Source organism: Bordetella sp. MIP270_01_BMS, from assembly GCF_054958705.1.
Genome location: NZ_CM143297.1, coordinates 1,338,881 through 1,355,452, shown reverse-complemented (window position 1 = coordinate 1,355,452; position 16,572 = coordinate 1,338,881). Strand labels below are relative to the sequence as shown.

The 16,572-nt window shown below is 61.5% G+C and carries 15 protein-coding genes, 1 other RNA gene and 2 pseudogenes; 9 read left to right on the top strand and 9 right to left on the bottom strand.

Going from position 1 to position 16,572, the window contains the following annotated elements:
* Positions 1–44 precede the first annotated feature (44 nt).
* From ACV17W_RS06255 to ACV17W_RS06235, 5 genes are read left to right on the top strand one after another with little or no spacing between them, the layout of a single operon-like run.
* Positions 45–557: a TRAP transporter small permease gene (locus ACV17W_RS06255; protein WP_462595556.1), complete on the top strand. Its 513-nt coding sequence runs from the start codon at positions 45–47 to the stop codon at positions 555–557.
* Positions 557–1,837: a TRAP transporter large permease gene (locus ACV17W_RS06250; protein WP_462595555.1), complete on the top strand. Its 1,281-nt coding sequence runs from the start codon at positions 557–559 to the stop codon at positions 1,835–1,837. Before ACV17W_RS06255 ends, ACV17W_RS06250 begins: the two co-directional genes overlap by 1 nt.
* A 30-nt stretch (positions 1,838–1,867) precedes the next feature.
* Entirely contained in the window at positions 1,868–2,650 is a 783-nt protein-coding gene (locus tag ACV17W_RS06245; RefSeq protein WP_462596486.1) for an SDR family oxidoreductase, read from the top strand.
* A gap of 29 nt (positions 2,651–2,679) precedes the next feature.
* On the top strand, positions 2,680–3,459 hold the full coding sequence (locus tag ACV17W_RS06240) for an SDR family NAD(P)-dependent oxidoreductase (protein ID WP_462595554.1): 780 nt from the start codon (positions 2,680–2,682) through the stop codon (positions 3,457–3,459).
* Positions 3,460–3,481: 22 nt separating this feature from the next.
* Positions 3,482–3,796: a Dabb family protein gene (locus ACV17W_RS06235; protein WP_462595553.1), complete on the top strand. Its 315-nt coding sequence runs from the start codon at positions 3,482–3,484 to the stop codon at positions 3,794–3,796.
* Between the two features lie 332 nt (positions 3,797–4,128).
* Here the strand turns inward: ACV17W_RS06235 and ACV17W_RS06230 are convergent, their stop codons facing one another.
* From ACV17W_RS06230 to ACV17W_RS06215, 4 genes and pseudogenes are all read right to left on the bottom strand, one after another.
* Complete coding sequence (locus tag ACV17W_RS06230) at positions 4,129–5,178, bottom strand: threonine aldolase family protein (protein WP_462595552.1); 1,050 nt, start codon at positions 5,176–5,178, stop codon at positions 4,129–4,131.
* 3 nt (positions 5,179–5,181) lie between these two features.
* The gene (locus tag ACV17W_RS06225; protein WP_462595551.1) at positions 5,182–6,168 is read right to left on the bottom strand and encodes a Bug family tripartite tricarboxylate transporter substrate binding protein; all 987 of its coding nucleotides are present in this window, start codon (positions 6,166–6,168) and stop codon (positions 5,182–5,184) included.
* 44 nt (positions 6,169–6,212) lie between these two features.
* Positions 6,213–7,726 (bottom strand): annotated as a pseudogene (locus ACV17W_RS06220) (hydantoinase B/oxoprolinase family protein).
* Between the two features lie 65 nt (positions 7,727–7,791).
* Positions 7,792–10,023 (bottom strand): hydantoinase/oxoprolinase family protein, encoded by a 2,232-nt coding sequence (locus ACV17W_RS06215; protein WP_462595550.1) that lies wholly within the window; start codon positions 10,021–10,023, stop codon positions 7,792–7,794.
* Between ACV17W_RS06215 and ACV17W_RS06210 the strand changes: the two genes are divergently transcribed.
* From ACV17W_RS06210 to ACV17W_RS06195, 4 genes and pseudogenes are all read left to right on the top strand, one after another.
* Positions 9,991–10,920, top strand: a complete 930-nt coding sequence (locus ACV17W_RS06210; RefSeq protein WP_462595549.1) for a LysR family transcriptional regulator — start codon at positions 9,991–9,993, stop codon at positions 10,918–10,920. The genes ACV17W_RS06215 and ACV17W_RS06210 overlap by 33 nt on opposite strands.
* A 486-nt stretch (positions 10,921–11,406) precedes the next feature.
* Positions 11,407–11,733, top strand: a pseudogene (locus ACV17W_RS06205) (DDE-type integrase/transposase/recombinase); the annotation flags it as partial.
* Positions 11,734–11,804: 71 nt separating this feature from the next.
* Positions 11,805–11,864 carry an integrase core domain-containing protein gene (locus tag ACV17W_RS06200; RefSeq protein ID WP_462596485.1) on the top strand — a complete coding sequence of 20 codons (60 nt, stop codon included), beginning with the start codon at positions 11,805–11,807 and terminating at the stop codon, positions 11,862–11,864.
* Positions 11,865–11,893: 29 nt separating this feature from the next.
* Complete coding sequence (locus ACV17W_RS06195) at positions 11,894–12,022, top strand: integrase core domain-containing protein (protein WP_462595548.1); 129 nt, start codon at positions 11,894–11,896, stop codon at positions 12,020–12,022.
* Between the two features lie 262 nt (positions 12,023–12,284).
* Here ACV17W_RS06195 and ssrA read toward each other — a convergent pair.
* The 5 genes from ssrA to ompA all read right to left on the bottom strand — a co-directional run bounded on the left by ssrA (position 12,285) and on the right by ompA (position 16,269).
* Positions 12,285–12,671: a transfer-messenger RNA gene (gene ssrA, locus ACV17W_RS06190) on the bottom strand.
* A 45-nt stretch (positions 12,672–12,716) separates the two neighbouring features.
* Positions 12,717–13,889, bottom strand: coding sequence for an MFS transporter (locus ACV17W_RS06185; protein WP_462595547.1), 1,173 nt, complete (start codon positions 13,887–13,889; stop codon positions 12,717–12,719).
* 314 nt (positions 13,890–14,203) lie between these two features.
* Positions 14,204–14,878 (bottom strand): HAD family hydrolase, encoded by a 675-nt coding sequence (locus ACV17W_RS06180; protein WP_462595546.1) that lies wholly within the window; start codon positions 14,876–14,878, stop codon positions 14,204–14,206.
* The gene (ubiG, locus tag ACV17W_RS06175) at positions 14,875–15,603 is read right to left on the bottom strand and encodes a bifunctional 2-polyprenyl-6-hydroxyphenol methylase/3-demethylubiquinol 3-O-methyltransferase UbiG (protein WP_462595545.1); all 729 of its coding nucleotides are present in this window, start codon (positions 15,601–15,603) and stop codon (positions 14,875–14,877) included. Before ubiG ends, ACV17W_RS06180 begins: the two co-directional genes overlap by 4 nt.
* A gap of 81 nt (positions 15,604–15,684) precedes the next feature.
* On the bottom strand, positions 15,685–16,269 hold the full coding sequence (ompA, locus tag ACV17W_RS06170; RefSeq protein ID WP_462595544.1) for an outer membrane protein OmpA: 585 nt from the start codon (positions 16,267–16,269) through the stop codon (positions 15,685–15,687).
* Positions 16,270–16,572: the final 303 nt, after the last annotated feature.

The following is a 16,572-nucleotide window of genomic DNA, read 5'->3' as shown; positions in this document are numbered from 1 at the left end:
GCCTGAGTGAGCCGCCTGCGCTCTCAATGAAAGGGACGTCGACGATGTCGAGAATCGTGCACGCCTACTACAAACTATTGAAAGCCATCATCGTGTTGTGCCTGGCCGCGATGGTCGTGATGGTGTTTGCCAACGTGGTCATGCGCTTCGTGTTCAACACGGGTATCCCCGTTTCTGAAGAGCTGTCGCGCTGGTGCTTTGTTTGGCTCACGTTCCTCGGCGCCATTCTGGTGCAGCAAGAGCGCTCGCACTTGGGTGTGGATGTGGTATTGCAGGCGATGGCACCGACTTTACGCCGCATCTGCCTGATCGTGGCCAATCTGCTCATGTTATACGCCACTTGGCTGATCCTGATCGGAAGTATCGAACAGACATCGCTAAACTTGGGTGCCAGCGCACCAGCCAGTGGTCTGTCACAAGGATGGTTCTTTGGAGTGGGCGTTGTCTTCGCGGCGTCCACGGGTGGCATCTTGCTGTACCAGCTCTATCAACTGTGCACCCTTCCGGCAGCCGAGTTGCAGAAACTCATCTCGCCTCATGAGGCAGGAGTCGAATAATGACGCTGGCCATATTTGTCGCAGTGCTTCTCGGCGGGCTGGCGATTGGCTTGCCGGTCGCCTACGCGCTCATACTGACGGGCGTCGCCCTGATGTACCACCTGGATTTCTTCGATGCACAGATCGTTGCGCAGAATCTTTTGAATGGCGCCGACAGTTTTCCCTTGATGGCCGTGCCATTCTTCATGTTGGCCGGCGCGGTGATGAACGCCGGAGGGCTATCTGCCCGTATCGTGGATCTCGCACTGACCTTGGTGGGTCATATCAAGGGTGGCCTGGGCTACGTCACCATTCTCGCTGCGTGTATTTTGGCCAGCTTGTCCGGTTCGGCCGCGGCTGACGCCGCCGCGCTCTCTGCCTTGCTCGTTCCCATGATGATGAAAGCGGGGCATAGCCGCGCACGATCGAGCGGGCTAGTGGCCTCTTCGGGCATTATTGCCTTGGTTATTCCACCGTCGATTGGTCTGGTGCTGATCGGTGTCACGGGGAATATCAGTATCACGGGGCTGTTCATGGCCGGCATTGTGCCGGGCATCATGATGGGTTTGTCCTTGGGTGTGGCGTGGTGGCTGCTCTCGCGCAAAGAAGATTTACAGCCTTTGCCCAGGGTCGAAAGCGGCGTGCTGCTGAAAACGTTGGCGAAAAGTTTCTGGGCCTTGTTGTTGCCCGTGATTATTGTTGTCGGTCTGCGGTTTGGCATCTTTACGCCAACAGAAGCGGGCGTGGTGGCTGCGGTATACGCCATCTTTGTCGCCACCTGCGTCTATCGCGAGTTGTCTATGCCTCAGCTGTACCAAGTGTTTTTGACATCGGCGAAAATGACGGCAATGGTCATGTTCCTCGTGGCGGGAGCATTGGTATCCGGATGGATGATTACTATCGCCGGCCTTCCCGCGCAGGTTACCGAAATTGTGAGTCCGTTCGGCGACAGCCCGACTCTGTTGATGCTGGTGATCATCGGTCTGGTGATCGTGATTGGCATGGCAATGGACATGATCCCCATTGTGCTGATCCTGATTCCCGTCTTGCTGCCATCGGTCATTGCCGCTGGCATCGATCCGGTCTATTTCGGTGTGGTCTTCATGTTGGCTTGCGCCATTGGCCTGGTCACACCTCCGGTGGGCGCGGTGCTTAACGTGGTGGCTGGCGTAACCGGGGTGCGAATGGTCGATCTCATCAAGGGCGTCTGGCCCTTCTTGCTGGCTCAATGCGTGACCTTGCTGCTGTTGGTTCTGTTCCCCCAACTAGTGCTCGCGCCGTACCGCTGGATCATGGAGTAACGCGTGTCATCAACGAATCAGACGCCCCTGATGAGTAGTCACGACAGCTTCTCGGGCTGCCGGGTCATGGTGACGGCCGGCGCGGCCGGCATCGGCCTGGCCATCGCCCGAGCGTTCCACGAGCACGGTGCCCGGGTGCATGTGTGCGATGTGTCGCCTGAGGCACTTACGCGCGCAGGCGACAGCCTGCCGGGGCTAGGCACATTCCGGGCCGATGTGTCGTCCGAGGCCGACGTCGATGCCTGGTTTGCGCAGGCGTTGGACGAACTAGGGGGGCTGGACGTGTTGGTCAATAACGCCGGAATCGCAGGCCCCACCGCCGAAATCGCCGATATCAGCGTTGCCGATTGGGATCGCACCATGGAGGTGAACGTGCGGGGCCAGTTCCTGTGCGTGCGGCGAGCGGTCGCGCCACTGCGCGAATCCGACCGGGCCACCATTATCAACCTCAGTTCCGTGGGCGGACGGATGGGCTACCGTATGCGCACGCCCTACGCGGCCTCAAAGTGGGCGGTAGTCGGTCTCACGGAAAGTCTGGCCATCGAGTTGGGAGACGACGACATCACCGTCAACGCGATTCTACCGGGTATCGTCGAAAGCGAACGCGTGAATCAGGTGGTCGCAGCCAAGGCGAAACTGCGCGGCATTCCCGAGGCGGATATGCGTGCCGAGGTATTGCAGCACGTTTCCCTGCATAGGACCGTGCCCATGGATGACATTGCCCGGACGGCGCTGTTTCTGGCGTCGCTTACCGGGCGCAGCATTACTGGACAGTGCATGAACATCTGCGCGGGCGTACAGACGCTACGCTGAGCGCAGTCACAGAACTTGGGGAGGGGTCAATGGACCTGCAATTCATGAACACGATGTTCGGTCTGCAAGGGAGAACCGTTTTGATCACCGGCGGTGCATCCGGATTGGGACTATGCATGGCTGCCACGGTGGGCAAGGCGGGGGCCCGGGTAGTCGTCAATGACGTGCGCGATGCCGCCTGCGACCAGGCGGTGGATGCCCTCCGGGCGCAGCGCATCGACGCCCGCGCAGCCGTGTTCGACGTGTCCAATGCCGCGGCCGTCGCCGATGCGGTGGCAACGCTGTCGGCCGAGGGTTGGAGTCCGGATGTGCTGGTCAGCAATGCGGGCAATCAGAATCGGGCGGCTGTGGTCGAGCAGTCTCCAGAGGTCTGGCAATCGATCTTGAACGTGCACGTCAACGGGGCCTTCAACTGCACGCGCGCCGTGCTGCCGGGCATGCTCAGCCGAGGCGAGGGCCGCATCATCATCACTTCTTCGGTGGCAGCCTTGGTCAGTATGCCAGGTATTGCGGCGTACTCTGCAGCCAAAGGGGCGTTGGCGTCCTTTACGCGCGCGTTGGCAGTGGAATACGGCAGCCAGGGAGTCACCTGCAACGCATTGGCGCCGGGGTTTGTGCGCACCGGTTTCACGACGGCCCTGCAAGAACGTGAGCAGTTCAACGCCTTCCTGCAGAATCAGGTGCCCCTGGGCCGTTGGGCCGATCCTGAAGACATCGCGCCCGCGGTGGTGTATCTGGCTTCGCAGGCCGGCAAGTTCGTCAACGGTCATCTGCTCGCGATCGACGGTGGCCTGTTGGCCCACATGTAGCTTTGATAGTGCAGAGAATCCGATGTTCTTGCATATTGTGATGATGGAATTCGACGACCGCGTCGATGACGAATTTTTCCGAACGGTGAATGACTACGTCGAGCGCATGAAGCGCGAATGCGATGGGTTGCTTCTTTACCACTTTGGTGAGAATGTGGCCTCGCGTTCGCAAGGCTACACCCATGCTACCAGCTCGGCGTTCACCGACTCGGCGGCTCATGATGTCTACCAAGTCTGCCCGGCGCATATGGCGATGAAGGAGTTCATGGGCCCTCACATCAAGCGCGTGGTGGTTTATGACGGCGTCATGCCGGGACTCGCAGGCAGCTCAACCTAGCTGGTTGCCACAAAGGGGACATACTCCGCGACACGCCAAAAATCAATCTCAGATGGACCCGGTGACTCAGCAAAACGCAGTACGGGTCGAGGAAGCGGCTGTCGCCTCCTCGTCGCTGGAAGATCAGGCAAAAGCCTTAGCCAATGCCGTCGCTGTGTTCACGGTTTTCGACAGATAGATACGGGGTAACCCAAGGTTGTCTTTGCCTACCTGAGTCGGTCGCGCGGGGTACAAGTTCTCGGATCAATAGCCGGCGAAGGAGCAGCCTGCGTGGTGACTAGGGGCCAGACTCGGGCAGAGCATGCGGCACAGATCAATCTTGCGCGAGACCATTATCTTATGGCTAGCTGATCAAAAACTTTCACTGCTTGCTCGACGTCCGCAAGCCCGATGTGCCGATGCGTGACACACCGCAAGGAAGATGTTCCCCAAGGCCGCACTAATACCCCGCGCTCGTGCAGCAGTGATACCCATTCCGGAGCGGTTCGGCCAGTCTGGGCAATGTCCACCAGGACGATATTCGTTTGCGGCACACTGACCCGAAGTGCTGGAATGTTCCGCAGCCCAACACTTAAACATGCGGCCGTTGCATGATCTTCGCTTAGCCGTGGGGCCATGACCTGGATGGCGGCTAGGCCGGCGGCGGCGGCAATGCCGACTTGCCGCTGATTGCCGCCCAGCGCACGTCGCAGTGCTCTGGCCGAGGCCAGCGTGGCACTGTCCCCCACAAGAACGGCTCCCATCGGCGCGCTCAGGCCCTTCGACAGGCAGACCGCTACGGTATCGCAATGATCGGCGATCGCCTTAGCCGGCACTTGCAGGTAGGCCGCGGCATTGAACAACCTGGCGCCATCCAGGTGCACGGAAGCCCCGGCCTGGCGGGTCATGCTGAAAACTTGTTCCATATAAGCCAGCGGCAACACCGCGCCGCCGGCGCTATTGTGGGAATTTTCCAGGCAGACGACAGCGGTGCGCAGCTTGCTTCGATTGGCTGTCAGGGCCTCGTGTAACCGGCCGGTGTCTATTGTCCCGTCGGGGCCTGGCAACGGTACATAGAAGGCCCCCGAAAGCCCAGCCCCACCCCGCTCGGCGCAGTAGATGTGCGAGTCTTCCTGCGCCAGCACAATTTCCTGGCGCCCTGCCTGTGCCATGATGGCTGCCAGGTTTGCCATCGTCGCACTGGGAAAGTAGACGCCGGCCTGCTTTCCTAGAAGCCGAGCAGTCACCTCTTCCAGTTCGCGCGCCGTGGGATCGCCATCCAGCCCGTCGTCGCCGAGCCTCGCCCGGGCGATGGCCTCGTACATTTCTGGAGTCGGCGTCGTAACGGTGTCACTGCGCAGATCGATGGCGTCGCCCGCGGCTCTTGCAATATCGGTCTCCATGCATTACTCCTGGAGTTTGATATCAGCGTCTTTAATGAGCTTGGCAAATTTATTGACCTCTGCCTTCAAGAAGGATGCAAACTCCGTTGGGCTTTCATAGCTGGGTTCGCCGACCTTGTTTCGCAACATGGCCGTAAAGTCCGGCTCGCGCACGATTTGCACAGTCGCCTTATTGAGTGCATCGACGATTGTCGAATCGGTTCCGGCTGGCGCGAATAGGGCAAACCAACTTTCCAGTTGGTATTCCTTGACGGTTTCTCCGATAGCGGGAACATCAGGCAAAGTGGTGATGCGGTTCGGCGGGGTAACGCCCAGGGCGATCAACTGGCCCTTCTCCATAAACGGCTTGACGGCGGCGGGGCTGGCGTAGGTGATGGCGACCCGCTTGGATATGACATCCAGCACCTGCTGGGAAGACCCTTTGTACGGGATATGCTCGATCTGCGCGCCGGTCATGCTGTTGAACAGTTCGCCGGCAAGATGCTGAGCCGTGCCGATGCCGCTCGTAGCGTACGACAGCATTTTGGGCTTGGTGCGCGCGTAGGCTATCAGTTCCGACACATTCTTTGCCGGTACCTCTGGATGCACAACCATGACATTGGGCGCCCGCACCACGATGGCGACCGGCGCCAGATCCTTCAGCGGGTCGTAGCCAATCTGAGGATTGAGTGTCGGGGTAATGGCGACCTCTCCGGCGGTGGCCAACACAAAGGTGTAGCCATCAGCAGGCGACGAGATAAGCGTACGCACACCAAGCGCCCCTCCGGCGCCCGGCCGGTTCTCCACCACGACGGGTTGGCCGAATCGCTCGCTGAGCCGATGGGCCAGTTCGCGCGCCGTCTGGTCGACACCGCCGCCCGGAGCAAAGGGAACAATCAACCTGATAGGACGTTCAGGCCAATTGGTCTGGGCAAAGGCGACCGGGGCTACCAGCGCCCCGGCAATCCATGCAAGACACACCTTAACAAGCACTCGATACAGACGATTCATAACTACTCCCCCTATTAAATAAGCCCCCGATTTCGGGTGGCCGTTTAAGCTTCGGTCCCGTAGCCGCCTCCACCAGGCGTGCACACGCGCAGCACCTGGCCGGCGCGCAACCTGATTTCCGCCGCGGCGGCTGGAAGCTTCTGTTCATTCGGCGTGCCGGGATCCAGTACGAACTGGCCTAGCCCGCCATCGCCGCCACCGTCGGCACCGGTCGCGGCGACGTGCTGGCGTTCGGACGACAGGCTGAGCACCGTGTTCTCTCCCAGCACCCGGTAATCGCGCAATATGCCGGCGCCGCCGCGATACCGCCCGCGACCGGCGCTCGTCTGGTTGATTTCGTAGCGCTCGATCATGAAAGGATAGGCGTGCTCCAGCGCTTCGACCGGCAGGTTCGAAGAGCCCGACGCATGGACGCGTACGGCATCCATGCCGTTGCGATAGGATCTTGCACCCATGCCCCCGGCGAGCGTTTCATAATTGACAAAGTAGCTGCCGGTTCGCGGGTCGTCGCCGGCCAGCACGATCAACTGGTGCGGGCCGCTGCGTGCCAGGCCTTTCCCGGGCATGGCTTGCGACAACGCGGTTGCGACCACGTCGCCCAGCACCGCGCAAGAAATGGCACGCGCCCCGATCGCCGCGGGGGCCACGGGCCCGACTACAGTGCCCGGGGGAATCCGGACGTCGATTGTTCGGAAATAACCCGCATTGGCCGCAATGTCGGGGTCCAGCATGCTCTTGACCACCGTGTACACCGTGGCGATCAAGGCGCGATAGGGAATGTTCCTGGCCGATTGCAATTGCGGGGCCGAGCCAGCGAAGTCCAGGATCAGCCTGCCTTGTTCCACGGTAAGCCTGAGTTTTATCTCCGCCGTCTGTCCTGGTTCATCGCCATCGAGAAAATCGCTGGCCTCGAACGACCCGGCCGGCAGCTTTTCGATGGCTCGCAGGAATCGGCGTTCGGTGAAATCAAGATAGCCTGCGATGGTGTCCTGCAACAATTGGACGCCGTAACGCTCGAACAGCGCTTCCATGGCACGCAGGCCTACGGTGTTCGCAGCGATCTGCGCCCGCAGGTCGCCGGACCGTTCGTCGGGGGTACGCGAGTTCAGCAGCACGATGTCCAGCACGTCGGTCCTGAGCTCGCCGGCGGCGATCAACCGTACCGGCGGGATTCTGAGCCCCTCCTGGAAGATCGACGTGCAGATGGCGGCTTCCGACCCGGGCACCATGCCTCCGACATCGGCGTGATGCGCAATGTTCGCCACGAAAGCCACTATCTGCCTTCGTAGAAGACGGGCGCGATCATATTGATGTCTGGCAGGTGCGATCCGCCGCCATGGTATGGATCGTTCGCGATGAACATGTCCCCGGGCTTGATCTCGTCGCGTGGGAACTTTTCGACAATGGCCCCGACGACGCCCACCATGGACCCCAGGTGAATCGGCACCCGTTGTGGCAGCGCGATCACGTTGCCCTCGACATCGAAGACCGCGGTCGAACAATCGTGCCGCTCTTTGATATTGGGAGAGAACGCCGCACGGGTCAGTGCCGCGCCCATTTCTTCAGTCACGCCCAACAGATACCGGGCGACGACCTCCGCACGTATGGGATCGATCGGTTGCTTCATGCCTGACCTCCTTGCTGTTCCAGAATGTCTGCCAGATCGATATGCAGATAGCCGTATTGGTCCACTTCGACACGCGCAGCCGGCGGGACCACGGTGGTCGTGTCCATTTGCTCGATTACCGCGGGTCCGACGAACTTCGCCCCGGCGGACAGGGCGTCGCGCCTGACGATTGGCGTGCCGACGAAGCCGGTCGCCGGGAACCACACTTGGCGCTCCCCCGTAATGGCGGATTCGAACGTGCGGCCCGGCGGTATTTTGGCGGTCTCCGGCTTGGACGTTTCGATCACCACCGACCCCCGCACGTTCACCACCTGCACGGCATGCGAAGGCAGCTGATAGCCGAGCACTTCTTCGTGCCGACTGTGGAAGCGGGCGCGCAAGCTTTCTAATTGCGCAGCATCCAGCTCCCGCGAATCCGTGGTGATTGTCAGTTCCGAACTCTGGCCCTGGTAGCGCATGTCGATCTGCCACGTATAGGCGATGCTGCCCGACCCCTCTCGGGCTTCGTCTGCCAGCCAGGCCTGTATCCGCCGGTCGAGCCCGTCAAAGCCGGCGTTGATGCGTGGCAATTGGTCGTCGTTGGCGGGCACCAGGCAAGTCATGGCGAAATCGCCCCGCTGATCGGCCTGCAGCAGGCCCTGGGCCGACAGCAGGCCGGGACGGGGAGGCACGATCACATGGCGCATGCCCGCGGAAAGGGCGACCTCGGCGGCATGCAGGGGGCCGGCGCCGCCAAATGCGACCAGCGCGTAGTCCCTGGGGTCTTCCCCCTGTTCGACCGATATCACGCGCACTGCGCCGGTCATGTGCACCGTGGCGATCTTCAATATACCGATCGCTGCGTCCTGCACGTCAAGGTTCAACGGCTGGCAAAGCGTATCGCGGATTGCGCCGGCCGCATTTTCCGGATAGACCTTCATCCTTCCATCCAGCAGCGATACCGGGCTTAGGCGCCCTAGCAGCACGTTCGCATCGGTAACGGTCGGGGCTTTGCCGCCACGCCCGTAGGCCGCCGGGCCCGGATAGGCACCCGCGCTTTGTGGCCCGACTTTGAGCATCCCCCCCGCATCGATCCAGGCAAGACTTCCCCCACCGGCGCCGATGGTGTGGATATCGAAGGTCGGAGCCCGAACCGGCAGCCCGCCCATCGGACGTTCTCCCTTCATTGTGGGACGAAGATCTTTCACCAGGCACACATCCGTGCTGGTGCCGCCCATATCGAATGCCACTAGACCGCGACGGCCGACATCCTTGCCGACGGCCACCGTGGCCATCACGCCACCGGCAGGGCCGGAAAAGAATGTGTTGATGGGCAGTTTCCGGACTGTCGCGGCCGTCACGGCTCCACCGTTGGACTGCATCACCCGGGCCGGCCGTTCCACGCCTAGGTGGCGCACGCCATCCTCGAACTGCTGCAGGTAGCGATCCATGACGGGCATCAGGCTGGCATTCACCGTGGCAGAGATGAAACGCTCGTACTCGCGCATCTCAGGCAGTACGTCACTCGAGGCGCAGACGTAGGCGTCGGGCCAGACCTCGCGAACCACTTCCAGGGCACGATGCTCATGCGCCGGATTGGCGTAGGCGTGCAGAAAGCACACCGCTATAGCGCCGACGCCCTGGCCGCGCAAGGACTGGACTGCTTCGCGCAGCGCTACTTCATCCAGCGGGGTCACCACCTCGCCGTTATATTGAATGCGCTCAGTAATTTCGTGGCGGTCGGCCCGCGTCGATGGCGGGACCGGCTTGGGAATATCCAGGTTGAAATAATGGGGGCGGCGTTGCCGCGCGATATCGACCACATCGCCGAAACCCGCGCTCGTCAACATGCCCGTACGGGCCCATTTCCTTTGGAGCACGGCATTGGTCGCCAACGTCGTGCCGAGCACCACGAAATCCACGTCGCGCGGGTCGACGCTGGCAAGCTCCAGCAGTTCGCTAATGCCGTCCAGAATGCCCCTAGCAGGGTCTTGTGTTTGCGTCGGCACCTTGTGGTAGATGCAGCGGTCGCTTCCTGTGTCGCGAAGGACAAGGTCGGTGAACGTGCCCCCTGTATCGATACCTATCCAGAAATGTCCCATGATTCTCGCTTCGTCCTGAGTTGGATGTCGCTGCGCGCCAGCCTGTGAAAGGCCGTCATCTTCCAACGAAGACGGGTTAATGACAATTGGAACTTTATTAGCTATTCTTAAGTAATGCGTAATAATTTCAAGCTCAGACAGCTGCAAGGATTCGTGGCGGCGGCCGAGCTGGGATCGTTCGCGCTGGCCGCGTCCCGAATGTCGATGACCCCGCCGGCGTTCTCTCAGTTGATCCGGGAACTGGAGTCGAGCCTAGGCGTTTCTCTTTTCGACCGCACCACTCGTCGCCTCGACCTGACGGCGGCGGGCGAGCAACTGCTTCTCAGCGTACGGCGCCCGCTGCAAGACCTGGACCATGCCAGCGCCGACATGCGCGCGCTGGTGGAGGGCAAGCGCGGCAGGGTTGCCTTTTCGATTCTGCACTCCTTGGCTTTTGGCATCGGGACTCGCGCGCTTGCGGCTCTGCATGCGAAGCATTCAAACATCGCTGTACAAATGATCGAGGACCAGAATGACGTGCTGATCGATCGTGTGTTGAATCGTGAAGTCGATTTCGGCCTGGGAATGTTCACCCAGGTCATGGACGAACTCTCTTTCGAGCCGCTCTTCTACGACGAACTGGTCGCGGTGTTCCGAGACGACCATGCATTCGGTCAAGGCGAGTCAATCGATTGGGAACAGCTGGCGCGGCATCCCTTGATCCTGCTGCAACCGAAGTCGAGTGTGCGCCGGCTGGTCGAGGCTTCAATATTGATGACGGGCATCCCCCGTGAGCCGGGGCACGAAGTCGTAAGTATGATCACTGCCATCAACATTGCCGCAGCCGGGCTTGGGGTCACTGTTTTACCAAGGCTGTCGCTGTCATCATTGAAGATGGAAGGCATGACTTACCGCGCCATCAGGAATCCCACGCCCTATCGCCAGATAGGCATCATCCGACGAGCCGACCGGCCCACCCCCGAGGTCGAGAAAAACGTTCTCGACCACATCCGGCAGGAAGCGCTGTCGACGGAAGGGTGTTTCATAAATTGCCCGCTTACTTAGAGCGTAATGAACAAGGGTGTGGCGGTTAGTGTCGCCTGGCGAACTTTGTGTCTTGTATCGCGATACACAAGGTAGGTAGCCGCCATTGAGATATTGGCTGAGCGCGAAGCCGAACTCGTCCCATCACTCCAGGATGAGTACCGGATGGGCGTGCCTTTCACATGGCCCACCGTGGCGCCGTCGCTCATCAGTCGAGTCGGGGAACCCTCCACGGGGACTGGTCATGTGGCGGACGATGGACGCTTTGAGTGGATCGTTGCAGGCCTGCGGGCTGCAGCCTGCTCCTGAGGATCTGTACCGTCCTGTCTGGCGATGGAAGATTCAGGGCAGAAGACTTGTGCGAGCTTGACGAGAGGCCAGACCGCGTGTGGGATTGGGTGGTAGCCAGCGCGCCCACAGAGCCCATCGGTGACGACGGCTCGCGCCCCCTAGGAGAAGCGCTCTTTGCCGCGCTGAGCACCCCTAGCAACCGAATGAGCGAGAAGCTTGAGTTCGTCGACAGGATGCTGCACATCGTGCAAGCGGGTCTGGCGGCTTTACCGCCAAGCCGGCTTGAGCGTTCGCAAGCGTCGCCGCAAGCGCATTGCTCCCGCAGAACGGGTAGTTCGCCCCGTTGCGACGGCGCCGAATCAGAGCTGGTCGATGGACATCGTGTACGACGGTTTGGCCTATGGCCGCAGGTTCCGGTGCTTAAATATCGTCGATGACTACATGCGCGAGAGTCTTGCCATCGAGGTCGATACATCACTGCCGGGATTGCGGGTGGCGCAGGTGCTGCAACGGCTTGCGGAACTGCGTGGGCTGCGCAAATCCATCACCGTGGACGCGCCCCGGAATTTGCCGGCAGGGCCTTGGACGCTTGGGCCTATCAGGTCGGCGTGTAGCTGTCGCTCATCAGACCAGGCAAGCCCGTGCAGAATGCATACATCGAGAGCTTCAACTGAAAATTCCGCGATGAATGCCTGAGTGAGCATTGGCTAATGCCGCTGCGTCGACCGGATCCTTGATCGAAGACTGGCGCGCCGAGTACAACACCGGACGCCCGCAAGGCGCGCTGGGGTACTTAACGCCAGCGCAGTTTGCTCAGGCGCATCGGCAATAACGGTTTTAACCTGGACTCTATGTCGGTGCCGTACTAAGTCTAGGGCAGGTCACTTGGCCGATGCCTTCCGGATTTCGCACAGGCGCGCGGCGTCCAGGGGAGGATTGCGGCGGGGCCTCATACTGAAATACTGGGCGTCTGCTCAGTAAATGCCCTAGGAAAAGTAGATCAAAAGTTGAACGCCCAGCCCAAAACAGCCCCAAAAAAATAGCCAGCTTTTAGGGCTGGCTAGTTCGTAAAGTAGTGATGAATAACGGAATTCTGGTGGAGCCGGGGGGAATTGAACCCCCGTCCGCAAGCCCTCCGCAACCAGTTCTACATGCTTAGTCGGCCTATTTGGTTTTAACCCTGGACTTAGCCAACCGACAGGCCGGACCAGGGCGATTCACGTAATTTAAGCCTGAACCGTGTGACCCCAGTGCAGACCGATTCCTTGTGAATGTCGCTGCTGCGGTTCGGGGTTGCCCCCTAGGAAGTTGCCTTCCTCCGCCTGACCCAAGGACAGATCAGTGCAGCGGCTCACCGCTTAAGCGGCGAGAGCGAAACGCTCGTCGTTGGCGTTTGTAGTGTTCCAGTGGATTAACGAGCTTACTGGTGCTCGGCATGCCCTGAGTTGTTTCGCGACCCACGTCGAATCCGGATCGGCCCCAAGTACGCCTATTGTACTCCCAATACCCCGCAAGGGGTGGGGCGCTCAGGCATCGCAGGCTTCGGGGCAGCGCAGCAGCCGACTCGGACGCAGGGCAAGCAACGCGCCCAACACCATGGCCGACATCACGATGCCCGCTGCAACCAGGCCCACCGTCGCCAGGCCGTGATGGTCGATGACATGGCCGCCGGCCATGGCGCCGATCCCTATGCCGATATTGGCGCCCGAAATGTTCAGCGAGGCCGCGAACGCGGGTGCCGCGGGGGCCGACTTCATGACCCGTACATGGCACACGGTGAACAGCGCGGCCTGGGCAATGCCCCAAACTCCCAGCGCGACGGCCAGCAGGGCGGGCGTGCGCATCACTTGCCCGAGTACTGCGAGTCCGGCGGCCATCAACACGGCGAAAAGCAGTGTGGCGCCCAGCGCGCTGCGGTCGGCCAGGCGTCCGCCCAGCCAGTTTCCGAGCAGCCCTATGGCCCCAAAAGCCATCATCGACCAACCGACCCATTGTCCGTTGAAGCCGGCCAGGCGCTCCAGCATGTCGGCCAGGTAGGTGTAGGCCGTGAACATGCCCGTGAAAATCAGCAGCGAAAGCAGCACATGCCCCACCACGCGGGGGTCCCGCAGGATACGGAGTTGTGCCGTCATTCGTACGGGCGCGGCGCCCGGGGTGGGCCGGGGAAACCATAGCCACAATAGTCCGGCCTTGGCATACGCCACTGCCGCAAGTACGCCGAACGCCATACGCCAGCCGAACGCATCGGAGATCAGCACGCCAATGGGGATGCCGAACACCGTGGCAGCCACGACGCCGAATGCCACCATGGAAACGGCACGGCCGGCGCGCGCAGGGCCCGCGAGTTCGACGGCGGTCGCGCTTGCCAACGACCAGAAGACCGGCAGCGCGAGCGCGGGCACGAATCGCGCGACAGCCATCACACTCATGTTCGGCGCCAGCGCGGCTACCGTGTTGGATAGACCGAACAGCAGCAGTACCACGATGAACAAGCGCTTGCGATTTACGTTGGCCATCAATGCCGTCAGCAACGGGCCCGTCGCCGCGACGGTGAACGCGAACAGGGTAACGAGCAGTCCTGCCTGGGCGATGGATACACCCAGGTCGCGGGCCAGGGGCGGTAACAAGCCGACGATCAGGAATTCCGTTGTCAGAACCGTAAAGCCGGCGGCGGAAAGCAGGAATATGGGCAAAAGCATGCGCTGGGCGCGCGCAGCAAGGCCAGGGCGCGACAGGGGAAAACTGCAAGGGGGGCCGGCAATGCCGTGAACCGGACCACGCCGCGAGAGAGGAGGAGCGGCGGGCCGGGCGGCAAATCGTCACATCAAGCCGGTACTGTACGTACATCGACTGATGCGATAAAGAGGGCTGAGTCGGCATGACTGTTCGCGCCGCCTGAACAATCTGCTGCCTTTTTAGGAGCGGGGTGGGCGCACGCGGCGCCAGCCCGCTGATTGATCAGCGCTGCGTCCGGGCACCGAGCCACAGCGGAGCATAACGCCTGGGCGGCCTGTCAGCGCAGGTCGCTCGGTAGCAGCGGCTCGATTGCGGTCCAGAGCTGGTCGGGTGTTTCCACGCACGCTTCGGCGGCCCAGGTGGTGACGTTTTCGTCTTCGCCCAGGTAACCGTACGCTGCCGCAATGGCGGGCATGCCCGCGGCATGCGCAGCCTGGATATCGCGCAAATCGTCGCCCACGTAGACACAGCGCTCTGAAGCATACCCGGCCTCGCGGGCCGCGTACAGCAAAGGCGCGGGGTGAGGTTTTGCGTGTTCGGTCGTGTCGCCGCAAACCAATACCGCGCTGTCGCGCGTCAGGCCCAGGAACTCGACGATGGGCAGGGTCAGGTGGGTTACCTTGTTGGTCACGATGCCCCAGGCCAGCCCGCGCGATCGTATGTCATCGAGCAGCGCCGGGATGCCGGGAAACAACTGGCTGTGTACCGTCGACTCGGCGGCATAATCTGCCAGGAATTGCTGGCGCGCGGCTTCATAATCGGGGTGGTCGGGCAGCAGCCCCAGCGCAACGCGCAGCAGCCCCCGGGCTCCTTGCGACGCGACGGGCCGCAAGGCCTCGTAGGGCAGGGCTTCCATGCCTCGCCGCGTACGCTGGCGGTTCGCGGCGGCTGCCAGGTCGGGGGCGGTGTCGGCCAGAGTGCCGTCGAAATCGAACAGAATCAGCGCGCTCATTTGCGAGTAGCCATCAGATAGTTCACCGAAGTGTCGCCGCTCAGGCGGTACACCTGGGTGACGGGGTTGTATTCCATGCCTCGCATGCCTGCCGGTTGCAGGCCCGCCTGGCGTGCCGCCGCGGCCAGTTCGCTGGGCTTGATGAACTGGTCATGGCTGTGGGTGCCGCGGGGCAGCAGGCGCAGAACGTATTCGGCCCCGATAATGGCGTACAGGAAAGATTTGACGTTGCGATTCAGGGTCGAAAAGAATACCCAGCCGCCCGGCTTGACCAGGGCGGCGCAGGCGCGCACCACCGAACCCGGATCGGGCACGTGTTCCAGCATTTCCATGCAGGTCACAATGTCGTACCGCTCGGGCTGCTCGGTGGCCAGTTCTTCCACGGGCACGGCGCGATATTCCACCCGCACACCCGATTCCAGCCCATGCAGCCGGGCGATTTTCAGGGAACGCTCGGCCAGGTCGATGCCGGTCACCTGGGCCCCGGCCACAGCCATGCTTTCAGACAGAATGCCGCCCCCGCAGCCCACGTCGAGCACTGTTTTGCCCGCCAGGGTGCCTGCGCATTCCTGGATCCAGGCCAGGCGCAAGGGATTGATGGCGTGCAGGGGCTTGAATTCGCTTTCCGGGTCCCACCACCGAGCGGCCAGGGCGGCGAACTTGTCGAGTTCGGCCTGGTTGGCGTTGACGCCGGAGGGTGCAGAGGCGGAGGCTTGAATTATCATGGTCACCAAGGCGCGGCCGCGCCGGAATGAAAAAAGGGCCTCGCAGTGCGAGGCCCTTCATTGTAGCGGTTAGCTCGTCGATTAACGGCGGCTACCGACCACTTCAATCTCAACGCGGCGGTTCTGGGCACGGCCTTCACGCGTCTGGTTGGAAGCGATGGGCTGCAGTTCGCCCTTGCCTTCCGTGTAGATGCGGTTGGGGTCCACGCCGAGGCTGACCAGGTAGGCCTTGACCGAAGCGGCACGGCGCTCGGACAGACCTTGGTTGTATTGCTCGGTGCCGATCGAGTCGGTGTGGCCGACGGCGATGATGGTTTCGAGGTTGATGCCCTGGGCTTGTTGCGCAACTTGTTGCAACAGTTGGCGGCCTTCCGGCTTCAGGGTCGACTTGTCGAAATCAAAGAAGGTGTCGGCGTTGAAGACAACCTTGGTGGCCATGGGAGTCGGCTTGGCGACGGGCGCTTGAGCAACCGGAACACCATCGCAGCCGGGGATGCCGGTGGCGGGGGTCCAGAAGGCATCGCGCCAGCACAATTCATTCGTGCCGTTCATCCACACGTCGCCGAACGGATTACGCCAGTTGTCCACGGTTTGCGCGGAAGCTGCACCAGAGGCCGTAATGGCGGCGAAGGCGAGCGCCAGAGCGAATTTGGAGGGTTTGTTCATGTTTCTCCTCGTTGAGCTTGAAGCTGGATAAGTGACTCGCAGCGAACCCCCGCCGCATATCAGGAAAACGGGGCCAGTATAGCAACGCCCAGAAAAGGTTCAAAGGATCGCTACTGGGTCTCCTGCGTGCTGGAAACAATCTTAAGGCATTTGATGGCCTTTGGCTTCCTCGGAGAGCCGCATTGGTGCTGGATATGATCTTTTCTTCCCTGTGTCATGCAGGGATGTTGGTTTTTGGCAACAGGCAGGAACGGGACGGTTTGGCAGGCCACGGGTCGCCCCCGCAAACCCGGCCCAGGGGGG

Bases quoted from the DNA above. Each gene is read 5' to 3' on its own strand.
- ACV17W_RS06255 (WP_462595556.1), top strand. From the start codon at position 45: ATGTCGAGAATCGTGCACGCCTACTACAAACTATTGAAAGCCATCATC.
- ACV17W_RS06250 (WP_462595555.1), top strand. From the start codon at position 557: ATGACGCTGGCCATATTTGTCGCAGTGCTTCTCGGCGGGCTGGCGATT.
- ACV17W_RS06245 (WP_462596486.1), top strand. From the start codon at position 1,868: ATGAGTAGTCACGACAGCTTCTCGGGCTGCCGGGTCATGGTGACGGCC.
- ACV17W_RS06240 (WP_462595554.1), top strand. From the start codon at position 2,680: ATGGACCTGCAATTCATGAACACGATGTTCGGTCTGCAAGGGAGAACC.
- ACV17W_RS06235 (WP_462595553.1), top strand. From the start codon at position 3,482: ATGTTCTTGCATATTGTGATGATGGAATTCGACGACCGCGTCGATGAC.
- ACV17W_RS06230 (WP_462595552.1), bottom strand. From the start codon at position 5,178: ATGGAGACCGATATTGCAAGAGCCGCGGGCGACGCCATCGATCTGCGC.
- ACV17W_RS06225 (WP_462595551.1), bottom strand. From the start codon at position 6,168: ATGAATCGTCTGTATCGAGTGCTTGTTAAGGTGTGTCTTGCATGGATT.
- ACV17W_RS06210 (WP_462595549.1), top strand. From the start codon at position 9,991: ATGCGTAATAATTTCAAGCTCAGACAGCTGCAAGGATTCGTGGCGGCG.
- ACV17W_RS06185 (WP_462595547.1), bottom strand. From the start codon at position 13,889: ATGCTTTTGCCCATATTCCTGCTTTCCGCCGCCGGCTTTACGGTTCTG.
- ACV17W_RS06180 (WP_462595546.1), bottom strand. From the start codon at position 14,878: ATGAGCGCGCTGATTCTGTTCGATTTCGACGGCACTCTGGCCGACACC.
- ubiG (WP_462595545.1), bottom strand. From the start codon at position 15,603: ATGATAATTCAAGCCTCCGCCTCTGCACCCTCCGGCGTCAACGCCAAC.
- ompA (WP_462595544.1), bottom strand. From the start codon at position 16,269: ATGAACAAACCCTCCAAATTCGCTCTGGCGCTCGCCTTCGCCGCCATT.